Here is a 25,221-nt window from a genome sequence, read left to right on the forward strand (position 1 = left end):
AGAATTGTCCCATGACAGTGACCGATATTGCGAGCCGGACCTACAATCATAGCTGGCGGCTGGACCCCATCATCCGCAGCCTGCTGGATACCGACTTCTACAAGCTATTGATGTTGCAGATGATTCGGGAGGACTATCCGAATCAGCAGGTGACCTTCTCGGTCATCAATCGCTCGCGCCATGTGCGGCTGGCCGAGATCATCGACGAGGGCGAGCTGCGCGCCCAGCTCGACCACGCCCGCACCATCCGCTTCGCCAAGAAAGAGCTGATCTGGCTTGCCGGTAACACCTTCTACGGCAAGACTCACATGTTCTCGGCGGACTTCATCCGCTGGCTGGCCGAATTCCGGCTGCCCGAATACGAGCTGCGCAAGGTCGAGGGCCAGTACGAGCTGCATTTCCACGGTCCCTGGACCCACACCACGATGTGGGAAATTCCGGCGCTCGCCATCCTCAACGAGTTGCGGTCGCGCGCCGCGATGAAGGGCCGCGGCCGCTTCGAGCTCGACGTGCTCTATGCCCGCGCCAAGGCCAAGCTGTGGACCAAGGTCGAGCGGCTGCGCCAGCTCGAGAATTTGCGGCTCTCCGACTTCGGCACCCGCCGTCGCCACGGCTTCCTCTGGCAGCGCTGGTGCGTCGAGGCGGTGAAGGAAGGCCTGGGCCCGTCCTTCATCGGCACCTCCAACGTGCTGCTGGCGATGGACAATGATCTCGAAGCCATCGGCACCAATGCGCATGAGCTGCCGATGGTCGCGGCCGCGCTTGCCAAGGACGACGAGGAGTTGCGCTGGGCGCCCTATCGCATTCTCGACCAATGGCGCCAGACCTATGGCGGCAATCTCCTGATCGCGCTGCCCGACGCCTTCGGCACCAAATCCTTCCTGCGCGATGCGCCGGAATGGGTCGCCGACTGGACCGGCTTCCGCCCCGACAGCGCACCACCGATCCAGGCCGGCGAGGAGATCATCGCATGGTGGGAAAAGAAGGGCCGCAACCCCAAGGACAAGCTGCTCGTCTTCTCCGATGCGATGGATGTCGGCTCGATCGAGGAGACCTATCACCACTTCTCCGGTCGCTCGCGGCTCTCTTTCGGCTGGGGCACCAACCTCACCAATGATTTCGTCGGCTGCCCGCCGGACGGCTCGTTCAATCTCGATCCCATCTCGCTGGTCTGCAAGGTGTCGTCGGTTGACGGCCACCCGGCCGTCAAGCTCTCTGACAATCCGGAGAAGGCGACCGGCATGCCATCCGAGATCGAACGCTATTTGCGCGTGTTCGGCGACGCTGGCCGGGTGCGCAAGCCGGTGCTGGTCTAGCGCCGGACCAAACTCTCTCGATCAGGTAAACCGCGCAGGACGAATGCGAGGCATTGGTTCGCCACGACCGCATCGGTTCCGGTTCGTCGGCATTTGCAACGATCTGCGGGCATCCGCTTCACGACGCTTTCACCCTGCAGTGCAGTCGCCTGCGTCCTTGGGGTCGAGTTAAGCAACTTTCCCCTCTACTTGGCGTTGCAGGCGCGACGCTCCGGTGGGGTCGTTGATCGATTTGGGGAATGCAGGGTGTTTCGCAGAACAGCGACGTCGACGAAGGGGCGTAGTTTCCTTCACGTCATCAAACTTGTCTCGCCATTTGTGGTGGTCGTCGTGCTGCAAGCAACGATCGCGGGATTCAGCCTCGAGGTGATGTCATCGGTCCGCGCCTATGTCGCGGGCGAAGCGATGTGGTCGCGGTCACAGAAGAACGCCGTCTATTTCCTCAATCTCTATCTGCATTCAGGCGAGGCGAGCCAGTTCACCCACTACCAGGCGTCCCTTGCCGTTCCCATCGGCGATGAGTTCGCGCGCTGGGCACTCGAGCGCGATCCGGTCGACGTCGAGGCCGCCCGCGTCGGGTTTCTGCAAGGCGGCAACCATCCCGATGACGTTCCGGGATTGATCTGGCTGTTCCGTTATTTCAGCCGCGTCAGCTTCCTCCAGGAAGCGATCCACGAGTGGGCGGCCACCGATCCCATGCTGCTGGAGCTCAGCGTCTTCGGCGAGGTCATCCGGTCCGAGCTGGCGCACGGCCCCATTGAGGACCGCGACCGCCTGCGGCTGCTGTCGTCGCGGCTCTCGGAGCTCAACACGCAGTTCACGGTGCATGCAAAGCGGTTCTCGACCGTCCTCGGCGAAGGCTCGCGCGCCATCAAGGTAACGCTGACGTGCATCAACATCGTGGCGGCCGCGACGCTGATCCTGCTCCTGATCTGGCACACGCGGCGCTTGATGCTGCAACGACAGGCGTTCGAGGATGCGTTGCATGCCGAGAAGGAGCGCCTGGCATGGCAGGCATCGCACGACTGGTTGACCGGCCTGTCCAACCGCCGCGCCTTCGAGGCGCGCCTGCAAAACGTGCTGGACACCACCGCGGCGGGCTCGCTGGGCCTGATCCTGCTCGACCTCGACCAGTTCAAGAGCGTCAACGACACCTGCGGCCACCTCGCCGGCGACCGCCTGCTCTGCCAGGTCTCGCGCCTGCTGCAACAGGACCGGGGGCCGCATGATCTGGTGGCCCGGCTCGGCGGCGACGAATTCGGCCTGATCCTGCCGCAATGCTCGCCCTCGACCACCGTCGATATCGCCGAACGCGTGCGCAGATCGCTCGAGCTGTTCACCTTCGCCTGGGATGATCGTTGCTTTGCGGTGACCGCCAGCATCGGCGTCGCCTGTATCGCGGACGGCAACACCACGCTCGAGGACGCCATGCGGCGCGCGGATGCCGCCTGCTACCGTGCCAAGGAAAAGGGGCGCAACCGGGTACAGGTCGACAACGGCAGACCGGACGTCGTCGTCGTTGCAACCCGTCCGCGCGAAGCCGTCGCGGCGCGAGGCTGATAGGCGCCGGCGCCCTCTCAACCCCGGCATCCGATTGCAGACATCGTCCAACGGCGTCGCGACGGCGAAGCTGTGTGACGCCGTGGCCACATTGCTCCCGAAAAAACTGCGTCTTTCGCTTTCCGCCACACCGCCTTGCGCGCTGATCCACGATGGCCGGAACCTCCCCCGCTAAGCATGGCACCAGCCAACGTTGCGGTCCGAATTCCGCCCGGACCGTGCCGAAAGAGGAGTTTGCAGGTGCCCTGGAATGGTTTGTTGCCCCCGCCCCAGATCCGTCGCGCGAAGACGTGTCGGCGGCATGCGTTTCTCTTGAGCACCGCGATCGGCGCCGTTGCCGCAGGTAGTGCGCTGCCGTGGCTCGCGACGCCGGCAGAGGCGGCCTGTGTGGTGACCGGAAGCGGCGCGCAGGCAGCGCTGCAGTCAGGCGATTCCATCATCTGCACCGGAGCGGGCAACACCCAGGTCAAGACGGCGCCTGTGGTCAGCGGCGTCACCGTCAACATTGGCGACGGCACCGCGACCTCCGTGAACGACCCGACCTTTGCCAGCGTTGTCCTCGAGGCGGCATCCAATAGCGCGGCCAAGGTCTTCGGCAACGCAACGGTCACGTCCGCCAACAGCGACGGCATTGCAGTGATCGGCGGCGGCGGTAACACCATCACCGTGGATGCCGGCGCCATGGTTGGGTCATCGAGCCTCGGCACGTCGGGGCTCGCACTGGCCAATTCGAGCAACAACATCGTCGTGATCGGAGGTACGGTCGGAAACGGCGTTACCGGAGCCATCAGCATCAGCATCGGCGGCGGGTCGGCGAACAATCAGGCGAACATCCTGTCGAGCGGCTTTGTCCATGCCATCAATGTCGCGGCCGTCGATCTAAGCGGCGCGGCAGACGGCAACGTCGTCAACAACGCCGGCACGATATCGAGTGCCTCGGGCACGGCAATTATCGGCTCGGCCAATCAGGACACCATCATCAACTCAGGCACGATCATCAGCGGTGGCGTCAGCACGGCTGCCGACCTCAAGGGCGGCAACGACGTCTTCGAGTTGCGAGCGGGATCGAGCATCACGGGATGGGTCCTCGGCGGCAACGGAACGGACACGCTGCGCCTGGGCGGGGCCACCAACGCAGCGTTCAATCTCAGCATATTCGGCGCGGCCGGTCAGTTCCGGGAATTCGAGGTGCTGGAAAAGACCGGCAGCTCCACCTGGACGATGAACGGCTCGACGACGGAGATCGCGACCATGAATGTCCTGGCTGGCACCGTCGAGGTGAACGGCTCGATGCCCAACATCGCGACGACCGTCAGCGCGGGCATCCTCAGCGGTAACGGCGCCGTCGGCAATATCACGGTGCTATCGGGCGGCACGGTCTTGCCCGGCAATCTCGGTACGCTGACGAGCTCCGGCAATGTCACATTCAACGCCGGCTCGACCTACGCGATCTCCGTCACCGCTACCGGACAATCCGAGAAGATCCTCGCGGTCAGCGCAGCGTTGAACGGCGGCACCGTCGCAGTCAACACGATCGCCGGCGCCTATAACCCCTCGACGCAATATACCATCCTGAGCACGACGACTGGCGTCACCGGTAGCTTCTCGGGCGTGACCGTCAGCGGATACAATCCGCAGCTCTTCGCTTCCTTCCTCAGCTATGACGGGTTCAGCGTCTTCCTGACGCTCAACTACAACAACGCTGCATTCCTCTCGATCGCCCAAACGCAAAACCAGAAGGCCGTGGCCGGCGCCTTGAGCGCGTTCGGTCCCAACCTGCCTTTCCTCTCCTCCTTCGCAGGCCAGAGCGACGCCCAACTCCGTTACAGTCTGGACCAGCTTTCGGGTGAAGCCGCCACCGGCGCCCAGCAGGGCGCCTTCCAGTTCACGAGCCAGTTCCTCGGCCTGATGCTCGATCCATTCGTCGATGGCCGCGGCAATGGCATCGTCGACGCGGGTGGCACGGCATTCGGTTTCAGCCCCGAACGCGCCGCGCTGCCGGACGATATCGCCCTCGCCTACAACAAGGTGCTGGGGACGCCTGCCATGAAAGCGCCGGTCTTTGAGCGCTGGACGGCTTGGGGCACGGCGTTCGGCGGTACCAACCGCACCAGCGGAGACCCCGTCGTGATCGGCAGTCACGACCTGAGCGCGCGCGCCGGCGGCGTCGCGGCCGGCGCCGATTATCATTTCGGCCGCGATGCGCTGGTCGGTTTCGCGCTGTCGGGCGGCGGCACCAAATGGGACCTCGCGCAGGCGATCGGCGGCGGCAAGAGCGATGCAATCCAGGCCGGCGTCTACACCGCCGTGCGCACAGGGCCGGCCTATTTCGCCGCCTCTCTTGCCGTGGCCAATCATTGGATGTCGACAGACCGGCTCGCACCGTTCGGCAACCAGCTCACCGCCAAATTCGACGCGCAAACCGTCGGAGGCCGCATCGAGGGCGGCTATCGCTTCGCCACGCCGATTGGCGGCTTCACGCCATACGTGGCGGCGCAAGCGCAGGCTTTTCGCACACCGACCTATACCGAGGCCGATCTGGCCGGCAGCGGCTTTGGCCTGACCTATCAGGGACGCACGGCCTCCGACACACGGAGCGAGCTCGGCGCGCGCTTCGATCGCGCGGCGCTGGTCACGCCGAATTCGGTGCTCACGTTGCGCGGCCGCGCGGCCTGGGCCCATGATTGGGTGAGCGACCCGACGCTCGTCGCCGCATTCCAGGCGCTGCCCGGCGCGAGCTTCATCGTCAATGGCGCAACGCCGGCAAAGAACACCGCGCTCGCATCTGCCGGTGCCGAGCTGAAGTTTTCGAACGGCGTTGCCCTGTCGGCGAAGTTCGACGGCGAGTTCGCGGCGCGCAGCACCACTTATTCCGGCACCGCGAGCCTGCGATACGCGTGGTAGCCGCTTGGCCTCCTCAAGTCGACCGCGTGCCGACCGGCACGATCCCGAGGCCGGCGAGATGCGTATCGACGAATTGCTCGACCTGCTGGCGCAGCATCTGAGGCGGCACCGCCACCATGCGCTCCTCGAGGCCGAGCGAGATGATTCCGTGCACGGCGGAAAACAGCGTGCGCGACAACAGCGCGATCCTCACGTCGTCCGCATCCGGTAGCAGCCGCACCAGGGGTGGATGCATCAGCGCGAACGCGTCCATCACCATCTGAAGGATGTCGTCGGGATAAGGACGGTCGTCCTCCATCCGATGCTCGAACAACGAGCGCAGCAGGTTTGCGTGCTCGGCGAAAAATTCGAGATAGGTCGCGGCCAGCCCGTAGAGCTGGCGAACGGGATCTTCCCCCGGGACCTCGCCAAGCCGCACCGTGAGCGCCTGAACCGTCTCCCGATTGACCGTCAGGATCACCCCGTCGAAGTCGCCGAATTCGTTATAGACACTGCCCACCGAGCAACCGGCGGCCTCCGCAACGTCACGAACTTTCAATGATCTCAGTCCCTTAGCTGAAATAATGCCGCGGGCGATCTCTAGGATCTGGAGCCTCCGCCGATTTTTTTTCTGGTCGCGTGGCGATTCTTCTTGAACATTGTTCATTTTCAATCTACTCATTTGAACATTGTTCAAATTAACCCGGAGATCTGCAAAATGCAAACCCTCGCTGTTGATATCGCCTCCACCTTCGTCGACGACGCCGCGGCTCTCGTGGCCGGCCTTGGCCGGGCCGTACTCAAGTTCGCGATGGCGCCGGTCGATCGCATCGCAAATGCCTGCGACATTGCCGGCGTGCTCACCGAGCGCCGCGCGACCTTCCGGATGTGGCGGGCGAGCCGCGCCGGTAGCCGTCACGCGGGCCACCGGTTCAGCCTGCTCGGCCGCCTCTCGCCCTTTCGCCACCTCGCTCATCTCACGTGAGGCGCGCGCACCCGGGACGTTCCGGTCGGCTCGAATGCAAGACCCGGTTGCAAGGAAGGACTTACCATGTCCCGACATTCGCAGCCGATGTCGCGGCCTTTGGCGATGCGGTTCAACATTTCCTCATCGCTCCGCGCGGTATCCGGAAAAGCGCGGCCGGTCCGTCCGAACCACGGCTGCGACCAGATATTTGCGAACCTAACGAGACCATTTGGAGACCAACAGGATCGGAAGGGTCGAGGGGACAGAGCAGGTCGGCGACCGTCGTCATCCAGCCATCGTTCGTCCCGTAAGCTTCCGGTCGTGACGCCTCACCGACAACGTAACAATCTCAGGCTGCCTTCCCAAAACAGGACTTGTCATGATCAGGGAATTGATGTCGTCACGCCGCTTCGCGCCGCTGTTCTGGGCGCAATTTTTCTCGGCGCTCAATGACAACGTGCTCAAGAACGCACTCGTCATCATCCTGCTTTACAGCGCCGCAACCGGTCACGGCGACGCGCTGGTGACGGTCGCAGGCGCCGTCTTCATCTTCCCCTATTTCATCCTGTCGGGGCTCGGCGGCCAACTCGCCGACAAATACGTCAAATCCGTCGTCGCGCGGCGGCTCAAATTCGCGGAGATCTTTGCTGCGGCCTTTGCCGCCGCCGGCTTCTTCCTGCACTCGGTGCCGCTGCTGTTCACGGCGCTCGCGCTGTTCGGCACCATCGCCGCCCTGTTCGGCCCCGTGAAATACGCCATGCTGCCGGACCAGCTCGAGCTCGGAGAGCTCGCGACCGGCAACGCGCTGGTCGAAGGCGCGACTTTCATGGCCATCCTGCTCGGCACTGTCGCCGGCGGCCAGTTCGTGGCCGGCTCCGCGCATATGGGCTGGGTCGCTTCCGCCGTGGTCGTGCTGGCCCTGTTGTCCTGGGCCTTCGCCTCGCGCATTCCGCAGACAACGCCATCTGCCCCCGATCTGCCTGTCGACGCCAATCCCTGGACCTCGACGCTCAGCCTGCTCAAGACGCTGCACGCCGACCACCGTCTGTGGGACGGCACCGTGATCGTCTCGTGGTTCTGGCTGGTCGGCGCCATCGTGCTGTCGCTGCTGCCGGCGCTGGTCAAGGAGGTCGTCGGTGGCACCGAAGGCGTGGTGACGCTGTGTCTTGCGACCTTCGCGATCGGCATCGCCATCGGCTCACTGTTCGCGGCCAGCCTGAGCCACGTCCGCCCGAACCTCGCGCTGGTGCCGATCGGCGCCATCATCATGGGGTTTGCCGGCCTCGATCTCGCCTGGGCAATCGGTGTGACCGCCAAGGGGCAGGACATCGCCGCGGCCGACTTCGCGACCTCGTTCGCCGGGCTGCGCATGCTGATCGACTTCGTCGCCTTCGCGTTCGGCGGCGGCCTGTTCGTCGTTCCCTCCTTCGCTGCCGTGCAAGCCTGGTCGGCACCGTCCGAGCGCGCCCGCATCATCGCCGCCGGCAACGTGCTGCAAGCCGCCTTCATGGTAGCAGGCTCGCTGTTCGTCGCGCTGTTGCAGGCAAGCGGATTGCATGTCGGCTGGATCTTCTTCGGCCTCGGCGTCGCCAGCTTCGGCGCAGTGTGGTTCGTGCTGACCAAGTGGGGCAAGGAAGGCGTCCGCGATTTCGGCGGGCTGCTGTTCCGCGCGCTGTTCCGCACCGAGGTTCGCGGGCTCGAGAACCTGCCGCCTCCGGGCACGCGCATGCTGATCGCGCCCAACCATGTCAGCCTGATCGACGGCCCGCTGCTGCACGCCGTGCTGCCGATCGACGCCAGCTTCGCGGTCGATACCGGCATCTCCAAGGCCTGGTGGGCCAAGCCGTTCCTGCGCGTCGTCAAGCACTACACCATGGACCCGACCAAGCCGCTGGCCGCCCGCGACCTGATCAAGCTCGTCGCCGCCGGCGAGCCCGTGGTGATCTTCCCGGAGGGACGCATCACCGTCTCCGGCTCGCTGATGAAGGTCTACGACGGCACCGCGATGATCGCGGACAAGGCCGATGCGGTGGTCGTGCCCATTCGCATCGAGGGCGCGCAGCGCTCGCATCTCAGCTATCTCAACGGCAGCCAGATCAAGCGCTCGTGGTTCCCGCGGGTGACGGTCACGATCCTGCCGCCGGTCAAGCTTCCGGTCGATCCGACGCTGAAGGGCAAGGCACGCCGCAATGCCGCGGGCGCCGCACTTCAGGACGTGATGATCGATGCGATGGTGAAGAACGCCATGCTCGATCACACGCTGTTCGAAGCACTCGGACACGCCTATCGCGATCGTGACACCGGCAAGGTCATCATCGAGGACGCGCTCGGCACCAAGCTGACCTATCGCAAGCTGATTCTCGGCGCGCAGGTCTTGAGCCGCAAGCTCGAAGCCGGCACGGTAGCCGGCGAGAATGTCGGTGTGTTGTTGCCGAATTCCGCGGGTGTCGCCGTCGTCTTCATGGCGCTGCAAAGCATTGGCCGCGTTCCGGCCATGCTCAACTTCTCCGCCGGCCCGGTCAACGTCCTCGCCGCCATGAAGGCCGCGCAGGTCAAGACCGTGCTGACCTCGAAAGCCTTCATCGAGAAGGGCAAGCTCGACAAGCTGATGGCCGCGATCTCCGCCGAGGCCCGCGTCGTCTATCTCGAAGACGTCCGCGCCTCGATCGGCACGGCCGACAAGATCAAGGGCCTGCTCGCAGGCACCGCACCGCGCGTCGCCCGCCAGGCCAACGATCCGGCCGTCGTTCTGTTCACCTCGGGCTCGGAAGGCACGCCCAAGGGCGTGGTGCTGTCCCACCGCAATATCCTCGCCAACGCGGCGCAGGCGCTGGCCCGGGTCGATGCCAATGCCAATGACAAGGTGTTCAATGTGCTGCCGGTGTTCCACTCCTTCGGGCTGACCGGCGGAATGATGATGCCGCTGCTCGCTGGCATTCCGATCTACATGTACCCCTCGCCGCTGCACTACCGCATCGTGCCGGAGCTGATCTACCAGACCGGCGCCACGATCCTGTTCGGCACCGACACCTTCCTCACCGGCTACGCCCGCTCGGCGCATGCCTACGACTTCCGCACCTTGCGCCTGGTGATCGCCGGCGCGGAGGCGGTGAAGGATCGCACCCGTCAGGTGTTCATGGAGCGCTACGGCATCCGCATCCTGGAAGGCTACGGCGTCACCGAGACCGCGCCGGTGCTGGCGATGAACACGCCGATGGCCAACCGTCCCGGCACCGTCGGCCGCCTCTCACCGCTGATGGAAAGCCGCCTCGATCCGGTCCCCGGCATCGAGGAAGGTGGACGCCTGTCGGTGCGCGGACCGAACGTGATGCTCGGTTACCTCAGGGCCGAAAATCCCGGCGTGCTCGAGCCGCTCGCCGAGGGCTGGCACGACACCGGCGACATCGTGGCGATCGACGCGGCCGGCTTCATCACCATCAAGGGACGCGCAAAGCGCTTCGCCAAGATCGCGGGCGAAATGGTCTCGCTGTCGGCGGTCGAGAGCATCGCGACGACGCTGTGGCCGCAAGCCGCCTCGGTCGCCGTGTCGATCCCCGACCAGCGCAAGGGCGAGCGCATCGTGCTGCTGACGACGGAGAAGACCGCCGAGCGCAGTGCGATGCAGGGCCAGGCCAAGGCGATCGGCGCGTCCGAGCTGACCGTGCCCGCGGCGATCATGGTGGTCGACAAGGTGCCGTTGCTCGGCACCGGCAAGACCGACTATGTCACGGCAACGACGATGGCCCGCGAGCAGGCCTCCTCGCCGGAGCGTGAGGTTGCGTGAGATCCAGCCCACGTCCGTCGCACCGGCAAGTGCGCGGTGCGACGGCGTGGTCCTGCTTCACGGCATCGGGGTCGGTTCCTGGACGCTGAAGAAGGTGGATCGAGCGTTGCAGCGTCACGGCTTCGCCACGCTCAATCTCGACTACCCCAGCCGCAAGAAGCCGCTCGAAGAGCTCGCGGAAGACATCCACGCGCCGGTCGCCGCGTTTGCAGAGCAATGCGACGGCGCTATCCACTTCGTCGCCCATTCCATGGGCGGGCTACTCGCCCGGGTTTACATCGCGAGATATCGTCCGGTGCGGCTCGGCCGTGTCGTGATGCTGGGCACGCCCAACGGCGGCAGCGAAGTCGCCGATCTCCTGAAGGACCTTTCGCTCTACCGCGCTGTTTTCGGTCCGGCCGGCTCGCAGCTTTCGACAGCCCAGCCCCCTGTGCTCGCCGCCCTGCCGTCGCCCGATTATGCGATCGGCGTCATCGCGGGATGCCGCACCATCGCGCCAATCGCCTCGGCCTTTGTCCTGCCGCGGCCCAATGACGGACGGGTTTCAGTCGAAAGCGCGAAATTGGCCGACATGGCCGACCACATCGTCGTCAAGGCATCGCACACCGGACTTCCACGAAATGCCGTCGCGATCGAGCAGACGATCGCGTTCCTGCACGAAGGCCGCTTCAATCCGATCACTTGAGCAGGAGATAGCGAACCGGGTTGTCGTCGCACTGCCCCGCGCCGCACTCCAGCACGGTGGACAAGAGATTGGCGGCGACCAGCAACGCAAAGATCGCGAAGACCGTGTTCGATGCCGCATCGTTCAAAGGCGCGTCCCCGTCTCGCTTGCCGGTCACATCCTTCAGGATGAAGACGAGCGCGACATAACACACGATCCCGATCGCCGCGATCAGCGCCCAGGTGTAGAAATGCAGCCCGAACAGCGCTGAGCCGTATCCGGGATCGCCGAGCGCAAGATGCAGCGATACCTGCCGCATCGAGATGAAGCCGGTGACGAGGCTGGAAACGAGAATCATCGCGTAGTGCGATGGACGCTCACCGAGGCGCAGGTTGAACAAAAACCCCATGCCGATCGCGATGAACCCGGCCCTTTGCAACAGGCAAAGCGGGCAAGGCAACTCGCCAAGCGCAAGCTGATAGGCGAACGCGACCGTCAGGATCAACGAGATCCCGAGCAGCCCAAGCATGTTCAGGATCCCGCCGACCGGCCGTTGCTCGCTCAGCTCTGCAGGGCTCATCTCGGCACCGTCAGAACGAGAATTTGAGCGGATCGGTCGCGTGGTGGAAGAACCATGCGACCGTGACCACGACTGTTGCGCTCCAGAGCGCATAGCTCAGTCCCGCGCGCGAACGCCAGGCACTCGCGCAGCCCGCGAGCGCCAGCAGAAAAGGCAGAAACATGTACATGAGCGCGGAATCCCTAAGCGATTCGCGCTGTGCGCGAACGGCCCAGAAATACGTCAGCCGCGCATGCCTCTCAAGAGCCGGCTTCGCTGCGCCGCTCCTGCGCATAACGCACCAGCGCCGCGAAGCGATAGATGCCGTGCACGAACTTGCCATAGGGCATGGTGATGAACAACGCGAACACTGCGCCGAGATGCAGGGCCAGCAACGGCCCCATGGCGGCGGTCTCGCGCAGGACAAGCAGTGCCATGCCGGTGAAGCCGGTCAGAAACAGCATGGCGATGAAGCCGACGTCCATGCCGTAGCGCTGCTCGTCGAGCAGTTCCGGTGCACGCCGCGTTTTCGCAACGAACAGGCCGATCGGACCGACGATGAGGCCGATGCCGCCGAGTGTCCCCAGCACCACGGGCAGATCCCACCACGGATACGGCGCCTCGCGGCTCCAGAGGTAGTGATAGAGCGTCGCCACCGACGTTGCGGCGAAGCACAGCAGAAAACCGTAGAACGTCAGGTGGTGGAAAAGCTTGCGCCGGTCGGTCGGCTTGTCGTCCTCGTTGTAGCAGCCGACGCCGCCACCGTGGAGATAGCGCAGCTCGCCGGCATCGCGGACAGCCTGGAAGATCGAGCCGCCGTCGGCGCGACCGCCAATGGGAGCTCCGATGTCGCGCCAGAAGGCACGCACGCTCATGACCAGCGCGAGGATCGCGTAGAGGAAGGCGGCGCTGAACAATGCGGCCATCGCGTTGTGCGGCATCAGCTTGTAGAAGGCACCAGGGCCGGTGTGCACACCGAACAACACATTGCGGTCGTTCAAGGCCGCAAAGCCGAGGATGAAGGCAGCCATGCTGAGCGCGGCGATGACGCTGATGACGAGCCCGTTGCGAGCGAAGGCACCGGACAACGCCTGCGGCCAGGCATAGGCCGCATAGGACTCGGCACGCGCGACCGCAAGCGTCTGCGGGACGTTGACGTTGAACTCGTGCGGCGGCGAAAACTGGCAGTCGACGTAGCAAGCGCCGCAGGAATGGCAGAGGTTTGCGAGATAGTTGAGATCTCCATCGGAGAAGGCGCGCCGCATCTCCATGGCGGGGAATACCGCGCAAAGACCCTCGCAGTAGCGGCAGGAATTGCAGACCGTCATCAGACGGTCGGCTTCGTCCAGAATCCTAGTTCCGTGCATGTTTCGCCGCTTCCCGTCCTGCGATCCGCCCGAACACGCTGCCGATGGTCATGCCCATGCCGGCCGCATAGCCCTTGCCGAGCACGTTGCCGGCCATGATCTCGCCGGCCGCGAACATGTTGGCGGACGGCCTGCCGTCAGCCATCAGCATCCGCGCCTCCTTGGTCACGCGCGTGCCGAGATAGGTGAAGGTGATGCCGGGCCGCACCGGATAAGCGAGATAAGGCGGGGTCTCGATTTTGCGTGCCCAATGCGTCTTCGGCGGCGTGATACCTTCAGTCACGCAGTCGTCCAGAATGGTGTGATCGAAGGTGCCGGGCCGCACGGCCGCGTTGAACTCGGTGACGGTCTTCTCCAGCGCAGCCGGATCGAGCTCGAGCTTGCCGGCCAGCTCGGCGACGGTCTGCCCGGCGATCGGCGGGAACAGCGTCGGCATGAAGCTGGTGACGACGGTGGAATCGAAGATGATGTAGGCGATCTGGTCGGGCTGCGCCGCGACCAGCCGGCCCCAGATCGCATAGCGCTTCGGCCAGATGTCCTCACCCTCGTCGTAGAATCGCTGGGCATGCTTGTTGACGACGATGCCGAACACGACGGAGTCGTGGCGGGTGATGATGCCGCCGTCGAATTTCGGCGCACGGGCGTCGATTGCGACCGCATGGCACTGGGTGGGATCGCCGACCTCCTGCACGCCCTTGTCGAGCAGCATCTTCAGGATCGATCCGCGGTTATAGGGCGTGCCGCGGATCAGGAAATTGTCCGCGGCTTCGCCCCAATATTGCTTCAGCCATTCGATGTTGGCCTCGAACCCGCCGGCAGCGGCGACCAGCGACGTCGCGCGGATCTCGGTCTCGCCCTTGATCGGCCGCTTGAGGCGCGCGGCGAGGAACATGCCGTCCTCGATCACGAGATCGGTGACCTCGGCGTCGTACTCGACATCGACGCCGAGCCGCTCGGCGGTCAGATAGAGCGCGTTCAGCATCGCGCGGCCGCCGCCGAGAAAGAAGGAGTTGGTACGGCCGAGGCTCAGCGTGCCGCCGAGCGAGGGTTGCCAGCGCACGCCCTGCTCCACGATCCAGTTCAGGATATCCTTGGACTCCCGGATCATGTGCCGGGCGAGCACCTCGTCGGTCTGGCCGCCCGTCACCAGCAGCAGATCTTGCCAGAATTCCTCTTCGGTGTAGGGACCGGTCAGGATCTCAGTCGCCGCATCATGGGCGCAGCGCATGTTGCGGGTGTGGCGGGTGTTGCCGCCGCGATAGAATTTTGGCGCGCCCTCCAGCACCAGCACCGAGGCACCGCCGCGGCGCGCCGAGATCGCGGCGCATAGCGCCGCATTGCCGCCGCCGATCACCAGGACGTCGTATTTGCTGCTCATCCCGTCTGCCCGATGCGACGAAGTTAGAGACATTCTGCCGCCGAGGACCCCGATCGACCCAGGGCAGCCATTGCGTACCTTTGTATACAAAGATATACATCGGCGCGGCAAGTGCCATCTCTGCATGGGCAGGATGCGCCGTGAGGGAACATGGCCAAGCGCGTGGCAAAGTCAGGCGGATCGATCACACGCGGCGGCGGCGTGGCGCTGGGCGAAGCCGTGTTCCGCTCGCTGTGCGAGGCGCTCCAGGCCGGCAGTTACCGTGCCGGCGACCGGCTGCGCGAGGAAGAGGTCGCGCAGCGGTTGAAGGTCAGCCGCACGCCGGTCCGTGAGGCGCTTGGTCGTCTCGCGGCCCGCGGCTTCGTCGAGCCCGCCGGCGGCCGCGGGCTGATCGTGCGCGACCTCGACATTTCCGAGGTGCTCGAGCTCTACGCCATGCGGGAGATCATGGAAGGTGCTGCAGCGCGCCTGGCCGCCGAGCACGCCTCAGCGCCCGAAGTCCACGCGCTCAGGGATATCGAGCAGGCCTTTATCGAGGCGTCGGCGTCAGACGCTGCCGAGATGGCGCGGCTCAACCGCGCCTTCCACGAAGCCATCTGCCGCGCCGCGCGCAACCGCTATCTCGACAACGCCTCGCGCGAATTGCAGGACTGGATCGCGCTGCTGGGCCCAACCACCTTCACGGTGACGGGCCGTCCCTCGACCAGCCACGGCGAGCACCAGACCATCATCGACGCCATCGCCGCGCGCGACGGCGACAAGGCCGAGCAGCTTGCGAGGGCGCATATCCGCGAGGCATTGCGCTGCCGGCTCAAGTTGCTGCAGAAGCAGTAGCGCGCGGCGCTCACGCGACCACATCCGCGACGACCGCTTTCAGGACATCCCGCACGTCGCCCGGCTTCAGCCGAACCTGCAAGCCGCGCTGGCCGCCGTTGAGATAGACCTGATCATGCGCGAGCGCGCTCTGCTCGATCACGGTGCGCACCGGTTTGCGCTGCCCGAACGGGCTGATGCCACCGACCTTGTAGCCGGTGACGCGCTCGGCTTCGGGCGGCTTCATCATCTGCGCCGACTTGCCACTCGCGGCAGCGGCGAGCTTTTTCATGGAGACTTCCTGGTCGGACGGGACGATCACGCAGATCGGCTTGCCGTCCACAAGCGCCATCAGCGTCTTCAGCACGCGCGACGGATCTTCACCGAGGGCCGACGCCGCCTGGAGCCCGATGCTCTCGGCGTCAGGATCGTAGTCGTAGGTGTGGACTGTGAAGGCAACGCCGGCGGCTGCAAGCGCGCGCGTGGCTGGGGTGACTTTGGACATGCACGATGTTTACCACCGTCATTGCGAGGAGCGAAGCCATGGCAAGGAGGATGTCTATACGCGCCACACCTTCAGTGTCGTCCCGGCGAACGCCGGGACCCATAACCACAAGAAGGAGTTTGGCGGAGACTCGTCGTTCGGTACCGCGACCGTCCAAAATCGCGAGATCACGCGGTATGGGTCCCGGCGTTCGCCGGGACGACAGTGGGCGTTGACGGTGCTACGCCGCCCAACGACGGCGCAGTATTACTCCGCCGCGTCCCGCATCTCCGCGCGCTCGGCCCTGGCCGCGCAGAACTTGAACTCCGGGATCTTGCCGAAGGGATCAAGCGCCGGGTTGGTCAACAGGTTGGCCGCCGCTTCCGCGTAGCAGAACGGCATGAACACCATGTTCTCGGGCACATCGCGGTCGGAGCGGACCTTGACCTCGACCGCACCGCGGCGGGTCTCCAGCCGGATGAAATCGCCGGGCGCGAGCTTCTTCCGGTGCATGTCCTTCGGCGACATGAACGCGACCGCTTCCGGCTCGATCTGGTCGAGCACCTGCGCGCGGCGGGTCATCGAGCCGGTGTGCCAATGCTCGAGCACGCGGCCGGTCGAGAGCACCATCGGATATTCGGCGTCGGGCAGCTCATCCGGCGGGATGACCTTGGCCGGCACGATCTTGCCGCGGCCGCTCGCGGTCGGGAAGCCCGTGGTGAAGATGATCTCGTTGCCGGGCTTGTTCGGATCATCGGCCGGATAGGTGACAGCACCTTCGCGCACCAGCCGCTCCCAGCTGATGTTCTTGAGCGAGGGCATCAACTCCGCCATCTCGGTGTAGACGTCGCCGGGGCCGGAATAATTCCAGGGCAGGCCCATCCGCTTGCCGATCTCCTGGATGATCCAGAGATCCTGCCGTGCATCGCCCGGCGGCTTGATCACCTGGCGCGCGAGCTGCACGCGACGATCGGTGTTGGTGAAGGAGCCGTCCTTTTCCGCAAAGGCCGAGGCCGGCAGGATGACGTCGGCGTGGAACGCGGTCTCGGTGACGAAGAGATCCTGCACGACGAGATGATCGAGCATGGCGAGCGCCTGGCGCGCATGCTGGAGATCGGGATCGGACATCGCGGGGTTCTCGCCCTCGATATACATGCCCGTGATCTCGCCGGCATGGATCGCGTTCATGATCTCGACCACGGTCAGGCCGCGGACGGGATCGAGATCCTGCTGCCACAGTTTTTCGAAATTGCCGCGCAGATCGTCGCGGCTGACCGGCTGATAATCCGGCAGGAACATCGGGATCAGGCCGGCGTCGGAGGCACCCTGCACGTTGTTCTGGCCGCGCAGCGGATGCAGGCCGGTGCCGGGACGGCCGACCTGGCCGGTGATCAGCGCCAGCGCGATCAGGCAGCGCGCATTGTCGGTGCCGTGGACGTGCTGGCTGATGCCCATGCCCCAGAAGATGATCGACGACTTTGCCCGCGCATAGGTGCGCGCAACCTCGCGCAGCGTTTGCGCCGGGATGCCGCAGATCGCCTCCATCTTCTCCGGCGTGAATTCCTTGATCTTCTCCTTGAGGTCCTCAAATCCCTCGGTGTAGCCGGCGATATACTGGTCGTCGGTCAGGCCTTCGGTGATGATCGTGTTGATCATCGCATTCAGCATGGCGACGTCGGAGCCCGGTTTGAATTGCAGATGCTTGGTCGCGTGGCGCGACAGCGTCTGCCGGCGCGGATCCATCACGAACAGCTTTGCGCCATTCTGCTTGACCGCGTTCTTGATGAAGGTCGCGGCGACCGGATGGTTCACGGACGGATTGGCGCCGATCACGATGATGACTTCGGCATCCATCGCAGCCGAGAACGGCGCCGACACCGCGCCCGAACTGAGGCCTTCGAACAGCGCCGCCACCGACGAGGCGTGGCAGAGCCGCGTGCAGTGGTCGACATTGTTCGAGCCAAAACCGGTGCGCACCAGCTTCTGGAACAGATAGGCCTCTTCGTTCGAGCCCTTGGCCGAGCCGAAGCCGGCCAGCGCCTTCACGCCCTTCCCGTCTCGGATCTTGACGAGGCCCTTGGCCGCGATGTCGAGCGCTTCTTCCCAGCTCGCTTCGCGGAAATGCGTGAAGGGATTGGCCGGGTCGACCTGGTCGTTGGAATCCTTCTTCGCATTCGGCAGCCGAACCAGCGGCTTGGTCAGACGATGCGGATGGTGGATGTAGTCGAAACCGAAGCGGCCCTTGACGCAAAGACGATTGTGATTGGCGGGGCCGTCGCGCCCCTCGGCATAGATCACCTTCTCGTCCTTGACCTCGTAGGTCACCTGGCAGCCGACGCCGCAGAACGGGCAGAGCGAATCCACCTTCTTGTCGGCATAGACGACACGGGTCTGCTTCTCATCGAGCATGACGGCCGGCATCAGCGCGCCAGTCGGGCAGGCCTGCACGCACTCGCCGCAGGCGACGCAGGTGGACTCGCCCATGGGATCGTCGAAGTCGAACACGATCTTCGAGCCATGGCTGCGATACGCCATGCCGATGACGTCGTTGACCTGGACCTCGCGGCAGGCGCGCACGCAGAGGCCGCACTGGATGCAGGCATCGAGATTGACGCGCATCGCCGGATGGCTGTCGTCGGTCGCCCAGCGCTCGGCGGCGGGGAAGCGGCTTTCGGTGACGCCTGTGGTCTCGGCCCAGTGCCAGAACTTCGAATCCGGATCGTGCGAGGTCTCGCGCGCCGGCTGGTCGGCGACGAGCAGCTCCATCACCAACTTTTGCGCCGACACCGCACGCGCGGACTCGGTCTTCACCTTCATGCCGACCGACGGCGTGCGCTTGCAGGACGCGGCGAGCACGCGCTCGCCCTCGATCTCGACCATGCAGGCGCGGCAATTACCGTCGGGGCGGTAATCGGGCGCTGGCGAATAGCACAGATGCGGAATCTCGCGGCCTTGGCGTTTTGCAACTTGCCAGATCGTCTCGCCGGGTTTGGCCTCGACCTGCTTGCCGTCGAGCTCGAACGTAATTTTGGTCATTCGGCCGCTTCCTTGAACTCGTCAGGGAAATATTTGATCACAGTAGACAGCGGATTCGATGCCGCCTGTCCGAGCCCGCAGATCGAGGCATCGCGCATCGCCTGGCTCAATTCTTCCAGAAGTGCGCGGTTCCAGACCGGCTTCTGCATCAGTTGCGCCGCCTTCTGGGTTCCGACACGGCACGGCGTGCACTGGCCGCAGCTCTCGTCCTCGAAGAACTTCATCAGGTTCAGCGCCGCCGCGCGCACGCTGTCCTTTTGCGACAGGATCACGATCGCAGCCGAGCCGATGAAGCAGCCGTATTTCTCCAGCGTGCCGAAATCGAGCGGGATGTCGTCCATGGACGCCGGCAGGATGCCGCCCGACGCGCCGCCCGGCAGGTACGCATAGAACTGGTGCCCGTCGGCCATGCCGCCGCAATATTCGTCGATCAATTCGCGCACGGTGATGCCGGCGGGTGCCAGCTTCATGCCGGGGTTCTTGACGCGGCCCGAGACCGAGAAGCTGCGCAGGCCGTGACGCTCATGGCGACCGTTGCCCTTCCACCAGTCCGCGCCCTTCTCGACGATGTCGCGCACCCACCACAGCGTCTCGATGTTGTTGATCAACGTCGGCAGGCCGAACAGGCCGACCTGGAACGGATAGGGCGGCTTGTGCCGGGGCAATCCGCGCTTGCCCTCGATGCTTTCGAGCAGCGAGGATTCCTCGCCGCAGATATAGGCGCCGGCGCCACGGCGCATGTGCAGCGTCGGACCGCCTGGCGGAAGCTTTGCGATCTCGCGCTCGAGGATCTCGCGCGATGCCGGATATTCGTCGCGCAGATAAATGTAGACATCGGAGGCCTGCACGACATGCGCGCCGAGCAGCATACCTTCGATGAAGCGATGCGGATCGCTTTCGAGATAGACGCGGTCCTTGAACGTGCCAGGCTCGCCCTCGTCGCCATTGATCGCCATCAGCCGCGGGCCGGGTTCGCCCAGCACCGCGCGCCATTTCCGGCCCGTGGGGAAGCCGGCGCCGCCGAGGCCGCGCAGCGAGGCGTCGTCGAGCGCCTTCAGCAGATCGTCCTTCGGCAACTCGCCCGAGCGCACGCGATTGAGCAGCTTGTAGCCGCCGCCGGCGACATAGGCGTCGTAATCAACGTACTCAGGCAGATGCGCGTGGGTGTCGCCGCCCTTCGCCGCCGCCATCACATTGGCCACGGTCGCGTGATCGACGAAGTTGTGACCGACCTCAGCCGCCGGCGCGGTATCGCAGCGGCCGACGCAGGGTGCGCGCACGACGCGGATGCCCGGACCCGATGTGCTCTGCAGGTCGGCGAGCAGCTTCTCGCCGCCCAGCATCGCGCAAGTGAGAGAATCGCAAACGCGGATCGTCAGCGGCGCGATATCGGGCTCGCCTTCCTTCACCACGTCGAAATGCGCGTAGAAGGTCGCGGTCTCGAACACCTCGGCGAAGGCGAGCTTCATCTCGTCGGCAAGCGCGGCGAGATGAGCGGCCGAGATCTGGTGATATTTGTCCTGGATCAGGTGCAGATATTCGATCAGGAGGTCGCGCCGCCGCGGCCTGTCGCCGAGCAGCTGCTCGATCTCGTGCGCGGCGGTGGGATCGACCTGCCGCCCCTTGGGCGTGGCCTTGGCTCGCTTCCGTCCCTCGCCCGGGTGTTCGAACGAGCGGACCTCGTGCACGTCGTGACTCATCGATGCGTCTCGTATCTCTTCTTTAGAACGAGTCCAACTCTAGCCTGTGGCATACCAGATGCCAAGAGAATTCATGCGTTCCGATAAGCATTTAAGGGGCATGCAGCCGCCCGGCTCCATGCCCCTTCATCGACCCGATTTGTGGCGCGGCCTCACGTCTTGCTCATGCACTCTTCGATGTAGAACCAGCGGTCGTCGCCAGCGAGGCCCTTGGACTTCACGTCGGCGCGGCAGGCTTTGAGCTTCGGCTTGTTGGCCGCCCACTTCGCCTTCATGTCCTTCAGCTTCTGCATGGTGAGCTTGATCTTGCCCGGCTTGGCTTCCGTTGCGGAAGGCGCCGCCGGCGGCGTCGTCTGCGCGGATGCGGCATGAAGGCCGGCGACAAGCAACACGGCCACAAGGCAAATTCGGGTGCGAAGCATTTCAATCCCCCTAAGTCCCACTCTTGATTAAGTCCGACTCTCGATGATGTCTAAAAGGCGAACGCCGCGGGACGCCGATGATCAGCATCCCGCGGCAGTCTCGATGGCGATCAGAAGATCTTGACCGCGCTCTCCAGTGTCTTCCAGACACCCCAAAGCAGGGGAACGCCGACGAAGGCCCAGAACAGCGCCGCCTTGACGTCAAGCCCGCCGAATCCGATGCCGTAGGAGCCGTGCGGTCCCGCGGCAGCGGCGCTGGCGCTCGCCGCTTGCAGCTTGGCGACGTCGGCGTCCTTCATGTGCCACTTCGAATCGACCGGCTTGATCAGGTAGTTGCAGATCAGGCCCGCGATCAGCATCGCGCACAGGATGTACATGGTCGTGTTGTAGAGCTGATCGCGCGGCACGCCCGCCGCGAGCTGGAACTCGCGGATGTAGTTCACCACGACTGGGCCGATGATGCCTGCGGTGGACCACGCCGTCAGCAGCCGGCCGTGGATGGCGCCGACGAACTGGGTCCCGAACATGTCGGCAAGGTAGGCCGGCACGGTGGCGAACCCGCCGCCATACATCGACAGGATGATGCCGAAGCCGAGCACGAACAGGAGCTTCGAGCCCATCGCCGCAAACGTCGGCGCCAGCGCGTAGAGCACGATGCCGAGGATGAAGAACGTGTAATAGGTGTTCTTGCGCCCGATCTTATCCGACAGCGATGCCCAGAAGAAGCGGCCGCCGATGTTGAACAGCGACAGCAATCCGGCGAAGCCCGCGGCGATCGCGGCGATCTGCGCCTTCTGCCCGGCGTCGAGCGCGTTGAAGCCGACGTCAGGCAGGCCGATCAGCTTGCCGGCGAAGATTTCCTGGAGCATCGGCGAGGCCATGCCGATCACGCCGATGCCGGCCGATACGTTCAGGCACAGCACCCACCAGATCAGCCAGAACTGCGGCGTCTTGTGCGCGTCGTTGAGATGGACGTTGCTCTTCGAGATCATCGCGTTGGCCTTGGACGGCGGGGTCCAGCCCTCGGGCTGCCAGCCGGGCGGCGGCAAGCGATAACGGAACGCGCCGATCATCATGAACACGAAGTAGATGACGCCCATCGCGACGAAGGTCTCCCAGACGCCGACGGAGGTCGGGGTCTTGAAGTAGTTCATCAACAGGTTCGCCAGCGGCGCGCCGATCATGGCGCCGCCGCCGAAGCCCATGATGGCCATGCCGGTCGCCATGCCGCGGCGGTCCGGAAACCACTTCACCAGCGTCGACACCGGCGAGATATAGCCAAGGCCGAGACCGATGCCGCCGATCACGCCCGAACCCAGCCACAACAGCCAGAGCTGATGGGTGTAGACTCCGATCGCACCGAGGAAGAGGCCGCCGCACCAGCACAGCGCCGAAACGAAGCCGGCCTTGCGCGGTCCCACGCGCTCCAGCCAGCCGCCCCAAACCGCAGCCGCGATACCGAGCAACACGAAGAACAGCGTGTACATCCACCCCATGCTGGCGACCTTCCAGTCGCAGCTGGTCGTGAACAGCTCCTGAAACAGCGACATGTCTGCGCACGCCTTCGGCGCGGTCACCCCGATCGCGCGCGACAGCGGCAGCCAGAACACCGAGAAGCCGTAGGCCATGCCGATGCAGAGATGGATGCAGAGCGCAGCCGGCGGCACCAGCCAGCGATTGAAGCCGGCGGTCGCGATGGTTCGCTCGCGATCCAGAAAACCTGCGCCGGCACCCGAAAGTGTTCCAGCGCTCTCGATTGTTGCCATGTAGTCCTCCCCTGCAGTTGCCCTTCTGAGCAAGCCTGCCGCTGCAATCCTGGTCCTCAGCCCTTGCGGCGCAGCCACGGTCCCTGCTGCCCCGCACAATCATTGACGCGCGCCAGGATCGTCACGCGCATCCGAGTCGTTAACCCCTCGAGCGGGGCTCTATGCCGATACACCGTGCAGGCTTCGTGAGCTTGGCCCGTTCATCCGCGTATCGCAGACAAGACTCAACCTCCGCGCCTGCACGGAGGTTGTCAATTGGGGCAGAAGCCACGATTGATGTCGATAGACAAAAGGTAGGTATCAGCAGAGTGACCGTGCACTACGAACGCAGCGCACCATTGGTTTTCTCTATCGATCCATTGATCTTTTCTATCAAGAACACGATGCGCGCCTCGTTGCGCTCGGTGATCTCCACCGTGTCGCCCGTCTCGCGGATCAGGTTCGGAATGTCAATCACCGACAAGGGGTCGGTGCAGTGCACTTCGAGCTGATCGCCCGGCTGTAACGGTTTGAGCGCCTTGCGCGTCTTCAGCGCAGGTAGTGGGCATTTCAGCCCGGTGAGATCGAGCGTGGTTCTGGTCATGGGCGCAACATGGCGGGGTGAGACGATGGCGTCAACGCGAGGCTCAGAGCAAATCCGCATAGGACAAGAAACCCACGCTCTGGCCCGGCTCGACACGCGTGATGTCGTCGCCGAGTTCGATGAGGCCGTCGGTCTCGACCAGCGACGACAACAGGCCTGCGCCCTCGCGCGGAAACTTGACCGCTTCCAACGCACCGTCCTCTCCGCGTCGCAACGAGCTACGAACATATTCGCGGCGGCCGATCTTCTTCTTGTAGGTGAACGCGGCACGCACCGGGATCGGCAACAGCGGCTCCGGCAGACTGCCCGCAAGCGCCAGCACCGTCGGCCGCACCACGTGGACGAAGGTGACAAAACTGGCGACGGGATTGCCGGGCAAGCCGATCAGCGGCGTGCCGCCGATGATGCCCATCGCCACGGGACGGCCGGGCTTGATGGCCATCCGCCACAGCACCAGCGAGCCGATGCTCTCGACCGCCGCCTTGACGTGGTCCTCCTCGCCGGTCGAGACGCCGCCGGTGGTGAGGATCAGATCGTGGCTGCCTGCAACCTGCTTCAATCCATCCGCGAGCGCATTGCGTTCGTCGCGCAAGATGCCGAGGTCGGAGACCTCGCAGCCGAGCCGGCGCAGCATCGCCATCAGCATGAAGCGGTTGGAATCGAACAGTTGTGAGGCCGCGCGCGGCTCGCCGGGCGAAGCCAGCTCGTCACCGGTCGAGAACACGGCGACGCGGATGCGCCTGACGACGTCGAGCCGGGTCAGGCCGAATGCTGCAGCAAGCGCGACATGCTGCGGCCGCAGCCGCTGGCCGGCCCGCAGCGCGACGTGCCCTTGCGGAATGTCCTCGCCCGCCGGGCGGACATTGGCGCCGGGCTTCAGCCCCGGCGGCAGCACGATTCTGCCGGCCTCATCGAGGCGGACGTCTTCCTGCATGAAGACGGTCTCGGCGTCGGGCGGCATCGGCGCGCCCGTGAAGATGCGCGCGGTGTGGCCGGCCTTGATCGGCGCCTGCGCAAGGCCGCCGGCCTGGATGCGGCCGTCGAGCGGGAATGCCCGTTCCGCGCTGTCCGGAAGGTCGGCGTTGCGCACGGCGTAACCGTCGACGGCGGAGTTCGTGAAGGGCGGCAGCGGCAGGGGCGCCGCGATATCACGCGCGAGCACGCGCCCATCGGCGTCAACGAGTGCCACGGTCTCGATATCGGCGATCGCATTGACGCGCGTGGTGATCAGACCAACGGCCTCGTCGACCGACATCATCGGTCCGCCGAAGGCAAAGCAATCGTCCGACAGTTGCGCCATGGTGCCTCGTCAGCGTATCGCGGCGCTTTTTGCCACCGCTTCCTCGACCGGCATCGCCGCACGCAGCAGCAATGCCGCGGCAGCCTCGATATCATCGAGATGGACGGTCGGCAGGCGGGTTTCAATGGCAATGTCGGTCGCAATCCCGACAATCCCGGGATCATCGGGAAACAGCAACGGCTTGTCGTTGCCGGCGCGATGCACCTCGATCTTGCGGTGCGGCTCGCGCTTGAAGCCCTCGACCACGACGAGATCGACGCTTGACAGCTTGCCCAGGAGCTCCGGCAGCCGCGGTTCCTCGGCGCCACGCAATTCATGCATCAGGGCCCAGCGGTTCGACGACGCAACCAGCACCTCGGCCGCGCCGGCCTCGCGGTGGCGCCAGGAATCCTTGCCGGGCACATCGACGTCGAACTGGTGATGGGCATGCTTGATGACGGAGACGCGCAGGCCTTGCGCGTTGAGATGCGGGATCAGCCGCGTCAACAGCGTGGTCTTGCCCGCACCGCTCCAGCCCGCAAGGCCGATGACTTTCATCGCAACTCGATCTCCGCCAGCCGTGTCATGCGGCCGGAACCGCCTTCTCCATCGTCGTGAGCATGCTTATATCGGCTTGACCCGAATGTCATGCTAACGTCG

General features: G+C 64.8%; 20 protein-coding genes. 7 read left to right on the forward strand and 13 right to left on the reverse strand.

Features of this window, described 5'->3' with window-relative positions:
* The first annotated feature begins 11 nt into the window (after positions 1–11).
* The 3 genes from pncB (at position 12) to ABIA90_RS37470 (ending at position 5,780) form a co-directional block, all read left to right on the forward strand.
* Positions 12–1,316: a nicotinate phosphoribosyltransferase gene (gene pncB, locus ABIA90_RS37460; protein WP_028159033.1), complete on the forward strand. Its 1,305-nt coding sequence runs from the start codon at positions 12–14 to the stop codon at positions 1,314–1,316.
* Between the two features lie 246 nt (positions 1,317–1,562).
* A complete protein-coding gene (locus ABIA90_RS37465; protein WP_354121099.1) occupies positions 1,563–2,876 on the forward strand; it encodes a GGDEF domain-containing protein in 1,314 nt (437 codons plus the stop codon).
* A gap of 312 nt (positions 2,877–3,188) precedes the next feature.
* Positions 3,189–5,780: an autotransporter outer membrane beta-barrel domain-containing protein gene (locus ABIA90_RS37470; protein WP_354121100.1), complete on the forward strand. Its 2,592-nt coding sequence runs from the start codon at positions 3,189–3,191 to the stop codon at positions 5,778–5,780.
* A gap of 13 nt (positions 5,781–5,793) precedes the next feature.
* Here ABIA90_RS37470 and ABIA90_RS37475 read toward each other — a convergent pair whose 3' ends face one another.
* On the reverse strand, positions 5,794–6,426 hold the full coding sequence (locus ABIA90_RS37475; RefSeq protein WP_354121139.1) for a TetR/AcrR family transcriptional regulator: 633 nt from the start codon (positions 6,424–6,426) through the stop codon (positions 5,794–5,796).
* A gap of 51 nt (positions 6,427–6,477) precedes the next feature.
* Here ABIA90_RS37475 and ABIA90_RS37480 point away from each other — a divergent pair, with 51 nt between their 5' ends.
* The 3 genes from ABIA90_RS37480 to ABIA90_RS37490 all read left to right on the forward strand — a co-directional run bounded on the left by ABIA90_RS37480 (position 6,478) and on the right by ABIA90_RS37490 (position 11,195).
* Positions 6,478–6,744, forward strand: a complete 267-nt coding sequence (locus ABIA90_RS37480) for a hypothetical protein (RefSeq protein WP_354121101.1) — start codon at positions 6,478–6,480, stop codon at positions 6,742–6,744.
* 361 nt (positions 6,745–7,105) lie between these two features.
* Positions 7,106–10,510 (forward strand): acyl-[ACP]--phospholipid O-acyltransferase, encoded by a 3,405-nt coding sequence (locus ABIA90_RS37485; protein ID WP_354121102.1) that lies wholly within the window; start codon positions 7,106–7,108, stop codon positions 10,508–10,510.
* On the forward strand, positions 10,503–11,195 hold the full coding sequence (locus tag ABIA90_RS37490; RefSeq protein ID WP_354121103.1) for an esterase/lipase family protein: 693 nt from the start codon (positions 10,503–10,505) through the stop codon (positions 11,193–11,195). The genes ABIA90_RS37485 and ABIA90_RS37490 overlap by 8 nt, the downstream gene beginning before the upstream one ends.
* Here the strand turns inward: ABIA90_RS37490 and ABIA90_RS37495 are convergent.
* From ABIA90_RS37495 to tcuA, 4 genes are all read right to left on the reverse strand, one after another.
* Complete coding sequence (locus ABIA90_RS37495) at positions 11,188–11,754, reverse strand: disulfide bond formation protein B (protein WP_354121104.1); 567 nt, start codon at positions 11,752–11,754, stop codon at positions 11,188–11,190. The genes ABIA90_RS37490 and ABIA90_RS37495 overlap by 8 nt on opposite strands.
* Before the next feature lie 10 nt (positions 11,755–11,764).
* On the reverse strand, positions 11,765–11,923 hold the full coding sequence (locus tag ABIA90_RS37500) for a DUF5993 family protein (protein ID WP_201266196.1): 159 nt from the start codon (positions 11,921–11,923) through the stop codon (positions 11,765–11,767).
* A 70-nt stretch (positions 11,924–11,993) separates the two neighbouring features.
* Positions 11,994–13,100 carry a tricarballylate utilization 4Fe-4S protein TcuB gene (gene tcuB, locus ABIA90_RS37505; protein ID WP_354121105.1) on the reverse strand — a complete coding sequence of 369 codons (1,107 nt, stop codon included), beginning with the start codon at positions 13,098–13,100 and terminating at the stop codon, positions 11,994–11,996.
* Positions 13,087–14,478, reverse strand: coding sequence for an FAD-dependent tricarballylate dehydrogenase TcuA (tcuA, locus tag ABIA90_RS37510; protein WP_354121106.1), 1,392 nt, complete (start codon positions 14,476–14,478; stop codon positions 13,087–13,089). The genes tcuB and tcuA overlap by 14 nt, the downstream gene beginning before the upstream one ends.
* 150 nt (positions 14,479–14,628) lie before the next feature.
* On the opposite strand from tcuA, the gene ABIA90_RS37515 reads away from it, so the two are divergent.
* A complete protein-coding gene (locus tag ABIA90_RS37515; RefSeq protein ID WP_354121107.1) occupies positions 14,629–15,312 on the forward strand; it encodes a GntR family transcriptional regulator in 684 nt (227 codons plus the stop codon).
* A 10-nt stretch (positions 15,313–15,322) separates the two neighbouring features.
* On the opposite strand, the gene ybaK is transcribed toward ABIA90_RS37515, so the two are convergent.
* The 8 genes from ybaK to mobB all read right to left on the reverse strand — a co-directional run bounded on the left by ybaK (position 15,323) and on the right by mobB (position 25,119).
* Positions 15,323–15,796 (reverse strand): Cys-tRNA(Pro) deacylase, encoded by a 474-nt coding sequence (gene ybaK / locus ABIA90_RS37520; protein WP_354121108.1) that lies wholly within the window; start codon positions 15,794–15,796, stop codon positions 15,323–15,325.
* A gap of 246 nt (positions 15,797–16,042) precedes the next feature.
* Positions 16,043–18,811, reverse strand: a complete 2,769-nt coding sequence (fdhF, locus tag ABIA90_RS37525) for a formate dehydrogenase subunit alpha (RefSeq protein ID WP_354121109.1) — start codon at positions 18,809–18,811, stop codon at positions 16,043–16,045.
* Positions 18,808–20,511 (reverse strand): NADH-ubiquinone oxidoreductase-F iron-sulfur binding region domain-containing protein, encoded by a 1,704-nt coding sequence (locus tag ABIA90_RS37530; RefSeq protein ID WP_354121110.1) that lies wholly within the window; start codon positions 20,509–20,511, stop codon positions 18,808–18,810. The genes fdhF and ABIA90_RS37530 overlap by 4 nt, the downstream gene beginning before the upstream one ends.
* Positions 20,512–20,663: 152 nt before the next feature.
* A complete protein-coding gene (locus ABIA90_RS37535; protein WP_354121111.1) occupies positions 20,664–20,933 on the reverse strand; it encodes a hypothetical protein in 270 nt (89 codons plus the stop codon).
* A 110-nt stretch (positions 20,934–21,043) separates the two neighbouring features.
* The gene (locus ABIA90_RS37540) at positions 21,044–22,699 is read right to left on the reverse strand and encodes an OFA family MFS transporter (protein WP_063985266.1); all 1,656 of its coding nucleotides are present in this window, start codon (positions 22,697–22,699) and stop codon (positions 21,044–21,046) included.
* 319 nt (positions 22,700–23,018) lie between these two features.
* Positions 23,019–23,282: a sulfurtransferase TusA family protein gene (locus ABIA90_RS37545; protein WP_014497569.1), complete on the reverse strand. Its 264-nt coding sequence runs from the start codon at positions 23,280–23,282 to the stop codon at positions 23,019–23,021.
* 43 nt (positions 23,283–23,325) lie between these two features.
* A complete protein-coding gene (locus ABIA90_RS37550) occupies positions 23,326–24,582 on the reverse strand; it encodes a molybdopterin molybdotransferase MoeA (RefSeq protein WP_354121112.1) in 1,257 nt (418 codons plus the stop codon).
* Between the two features lie 9 nt (positions 24,583–24,591).
* Entirely contained in the window at positions 24,592–25,119 is a 528-nt protein-coding gene (gene mobB, locus ABIA90_RS37555) for a molybdopterin-guanine dinucleotide biosynthesis protein B (RefSeq protein ID WP_354121113.1), read from the reverse strand.
* Positions 25,120–25,221: the final 102 nt, after the last annotated feature.

It is taken from the genome of Bradyrhizobium sp. LA6.8 (assembly GCF_040547935.1).
Taxonomy (GTDB): Bacteria; Pseudomonadota; Alphaproteobacteria; order Rhizobiales; family Xanthobacteraceae; genus Bradyrhizobium; species Bradyrhizobium barranii.

Bases quoted from the DNA above. Each gene is read 5' to 3' on its own strand.
- pncB (WP_028159033.1), top strand. From the start codon at position 12: ATGACAGTGACCGATATTGCGAGCCGGACCTACAATCATAGCTGGCGG.
- ABIA90_RS37475 (WP_354121139.1), bottom strand. From the start codon at position 6,426: ATGAACAATGTTCAAGAAGAATCGCCACGCGACCAGAAAAAAAATCGG.
- ABIA90_RS37480 (WP_354121101.1), top strand. From the start codon at position 6,478: ATGCAAACCCTCGCTGTTGATATCGCCTCCACCTTCGTCGACGACGCC.
- ABIA90_RS37485 (WP_354121102.1), top strand. From the start codon at position 7,106: ATGATCAGGGAATTGATGTCGTCACGCCGCTTCGCGCCGCTGTTCTGG.
- ABIA90_RS37495 (WP_354121104.1), bottom strand. From the start codon at position 11,754: ATGAGCCCTGCAGAGCTGAGCGAGCAACGGCCGGTCGGCGGGATCCTG.
- ABIA90_RS37500 (WP_201266196.1), bottom strand. From the start codon at position 11,923: ATGTACATGTTTCTGCCTTTTCTGCTGGCGCTCGCGGGCTGCGCGAGT.
- tcuB (WP_354121105.1), bottom strand. From the start codon at position 13,100: ATGCACGGAACTAGGATTCTGGACGAAGCCGACCGTCTGATGACGGTC.
- tcuA (WP_354121106.1), bottom strand. From the start codon at position 14,478: ATGAGCAGCAAATACGACGTCCTGGTGATCGGCGGCGGCAATGCGGCG.
- ABIA90_RS37515 (WP_354121107.1), top strand. From the start codon at position 14,629: ATGGCCAAGCGCGTGGCAAAGTCAGGCGGATCGATCACACGCGGCGGC.
- ybaK (WP_354121108.1), bottom strand. From the start codon at position 15,796: ATGTCCAAAGTCACCCCAGCCACGCGCGCGCTTGCAGCCGCCGGCGTT.
- fdhF (WP_354121109.1), bottom strand. From the start codon at position 18,811: ATGACCAAAATTACGTTCGAGCTCGACGGCAAGCAGGTCGAGGCCAAA.
- ABIA90_RS37530 (WP_354121110.1), bottom strand. From the start codon at position 20,511: ATGAGTCACGACGTGCACGAGGTCCGCTCGTTCGAACACCCGGGCGAG.
- ABIA90_RS37535 (WP_354121111.1), bottom strand. From the start codon at position 20,933: ATGCTTCGCACCCGAATTTGCCTTGTGGCCGTGTTGCTTGTCGCCGGC.
- ABIA90_RS37540 (WP_063985266.1), bottom strand. From the start codon at position 22,699: ATGGCAACAATCGAGAGCGCTGGAACACTTTCGGGTGCCGGCGCAGGT.
- ABIA90_RS37545 (WP_014497569.1), bottom strand. From the start codon at position 23,282: ATGACCAGAACCACGCTCGATCTCACCGGGCTGAAATGCCCACTACCT.
- ABIA90_RS37550 (WP_354121112.1), bottom strand. From the start codon at position 24,582: ATGGCGCAACTGTCGGACGATTGCTTTGCCTTCGGCGGACCGATGATG.
- mobB (WP_354121113.1), bottom strand. From the start codon at position 25,119: ATGAAAGTCATCGGCCTTGCGGGCTGGAGCGGTGCGGGCAAGACCACG.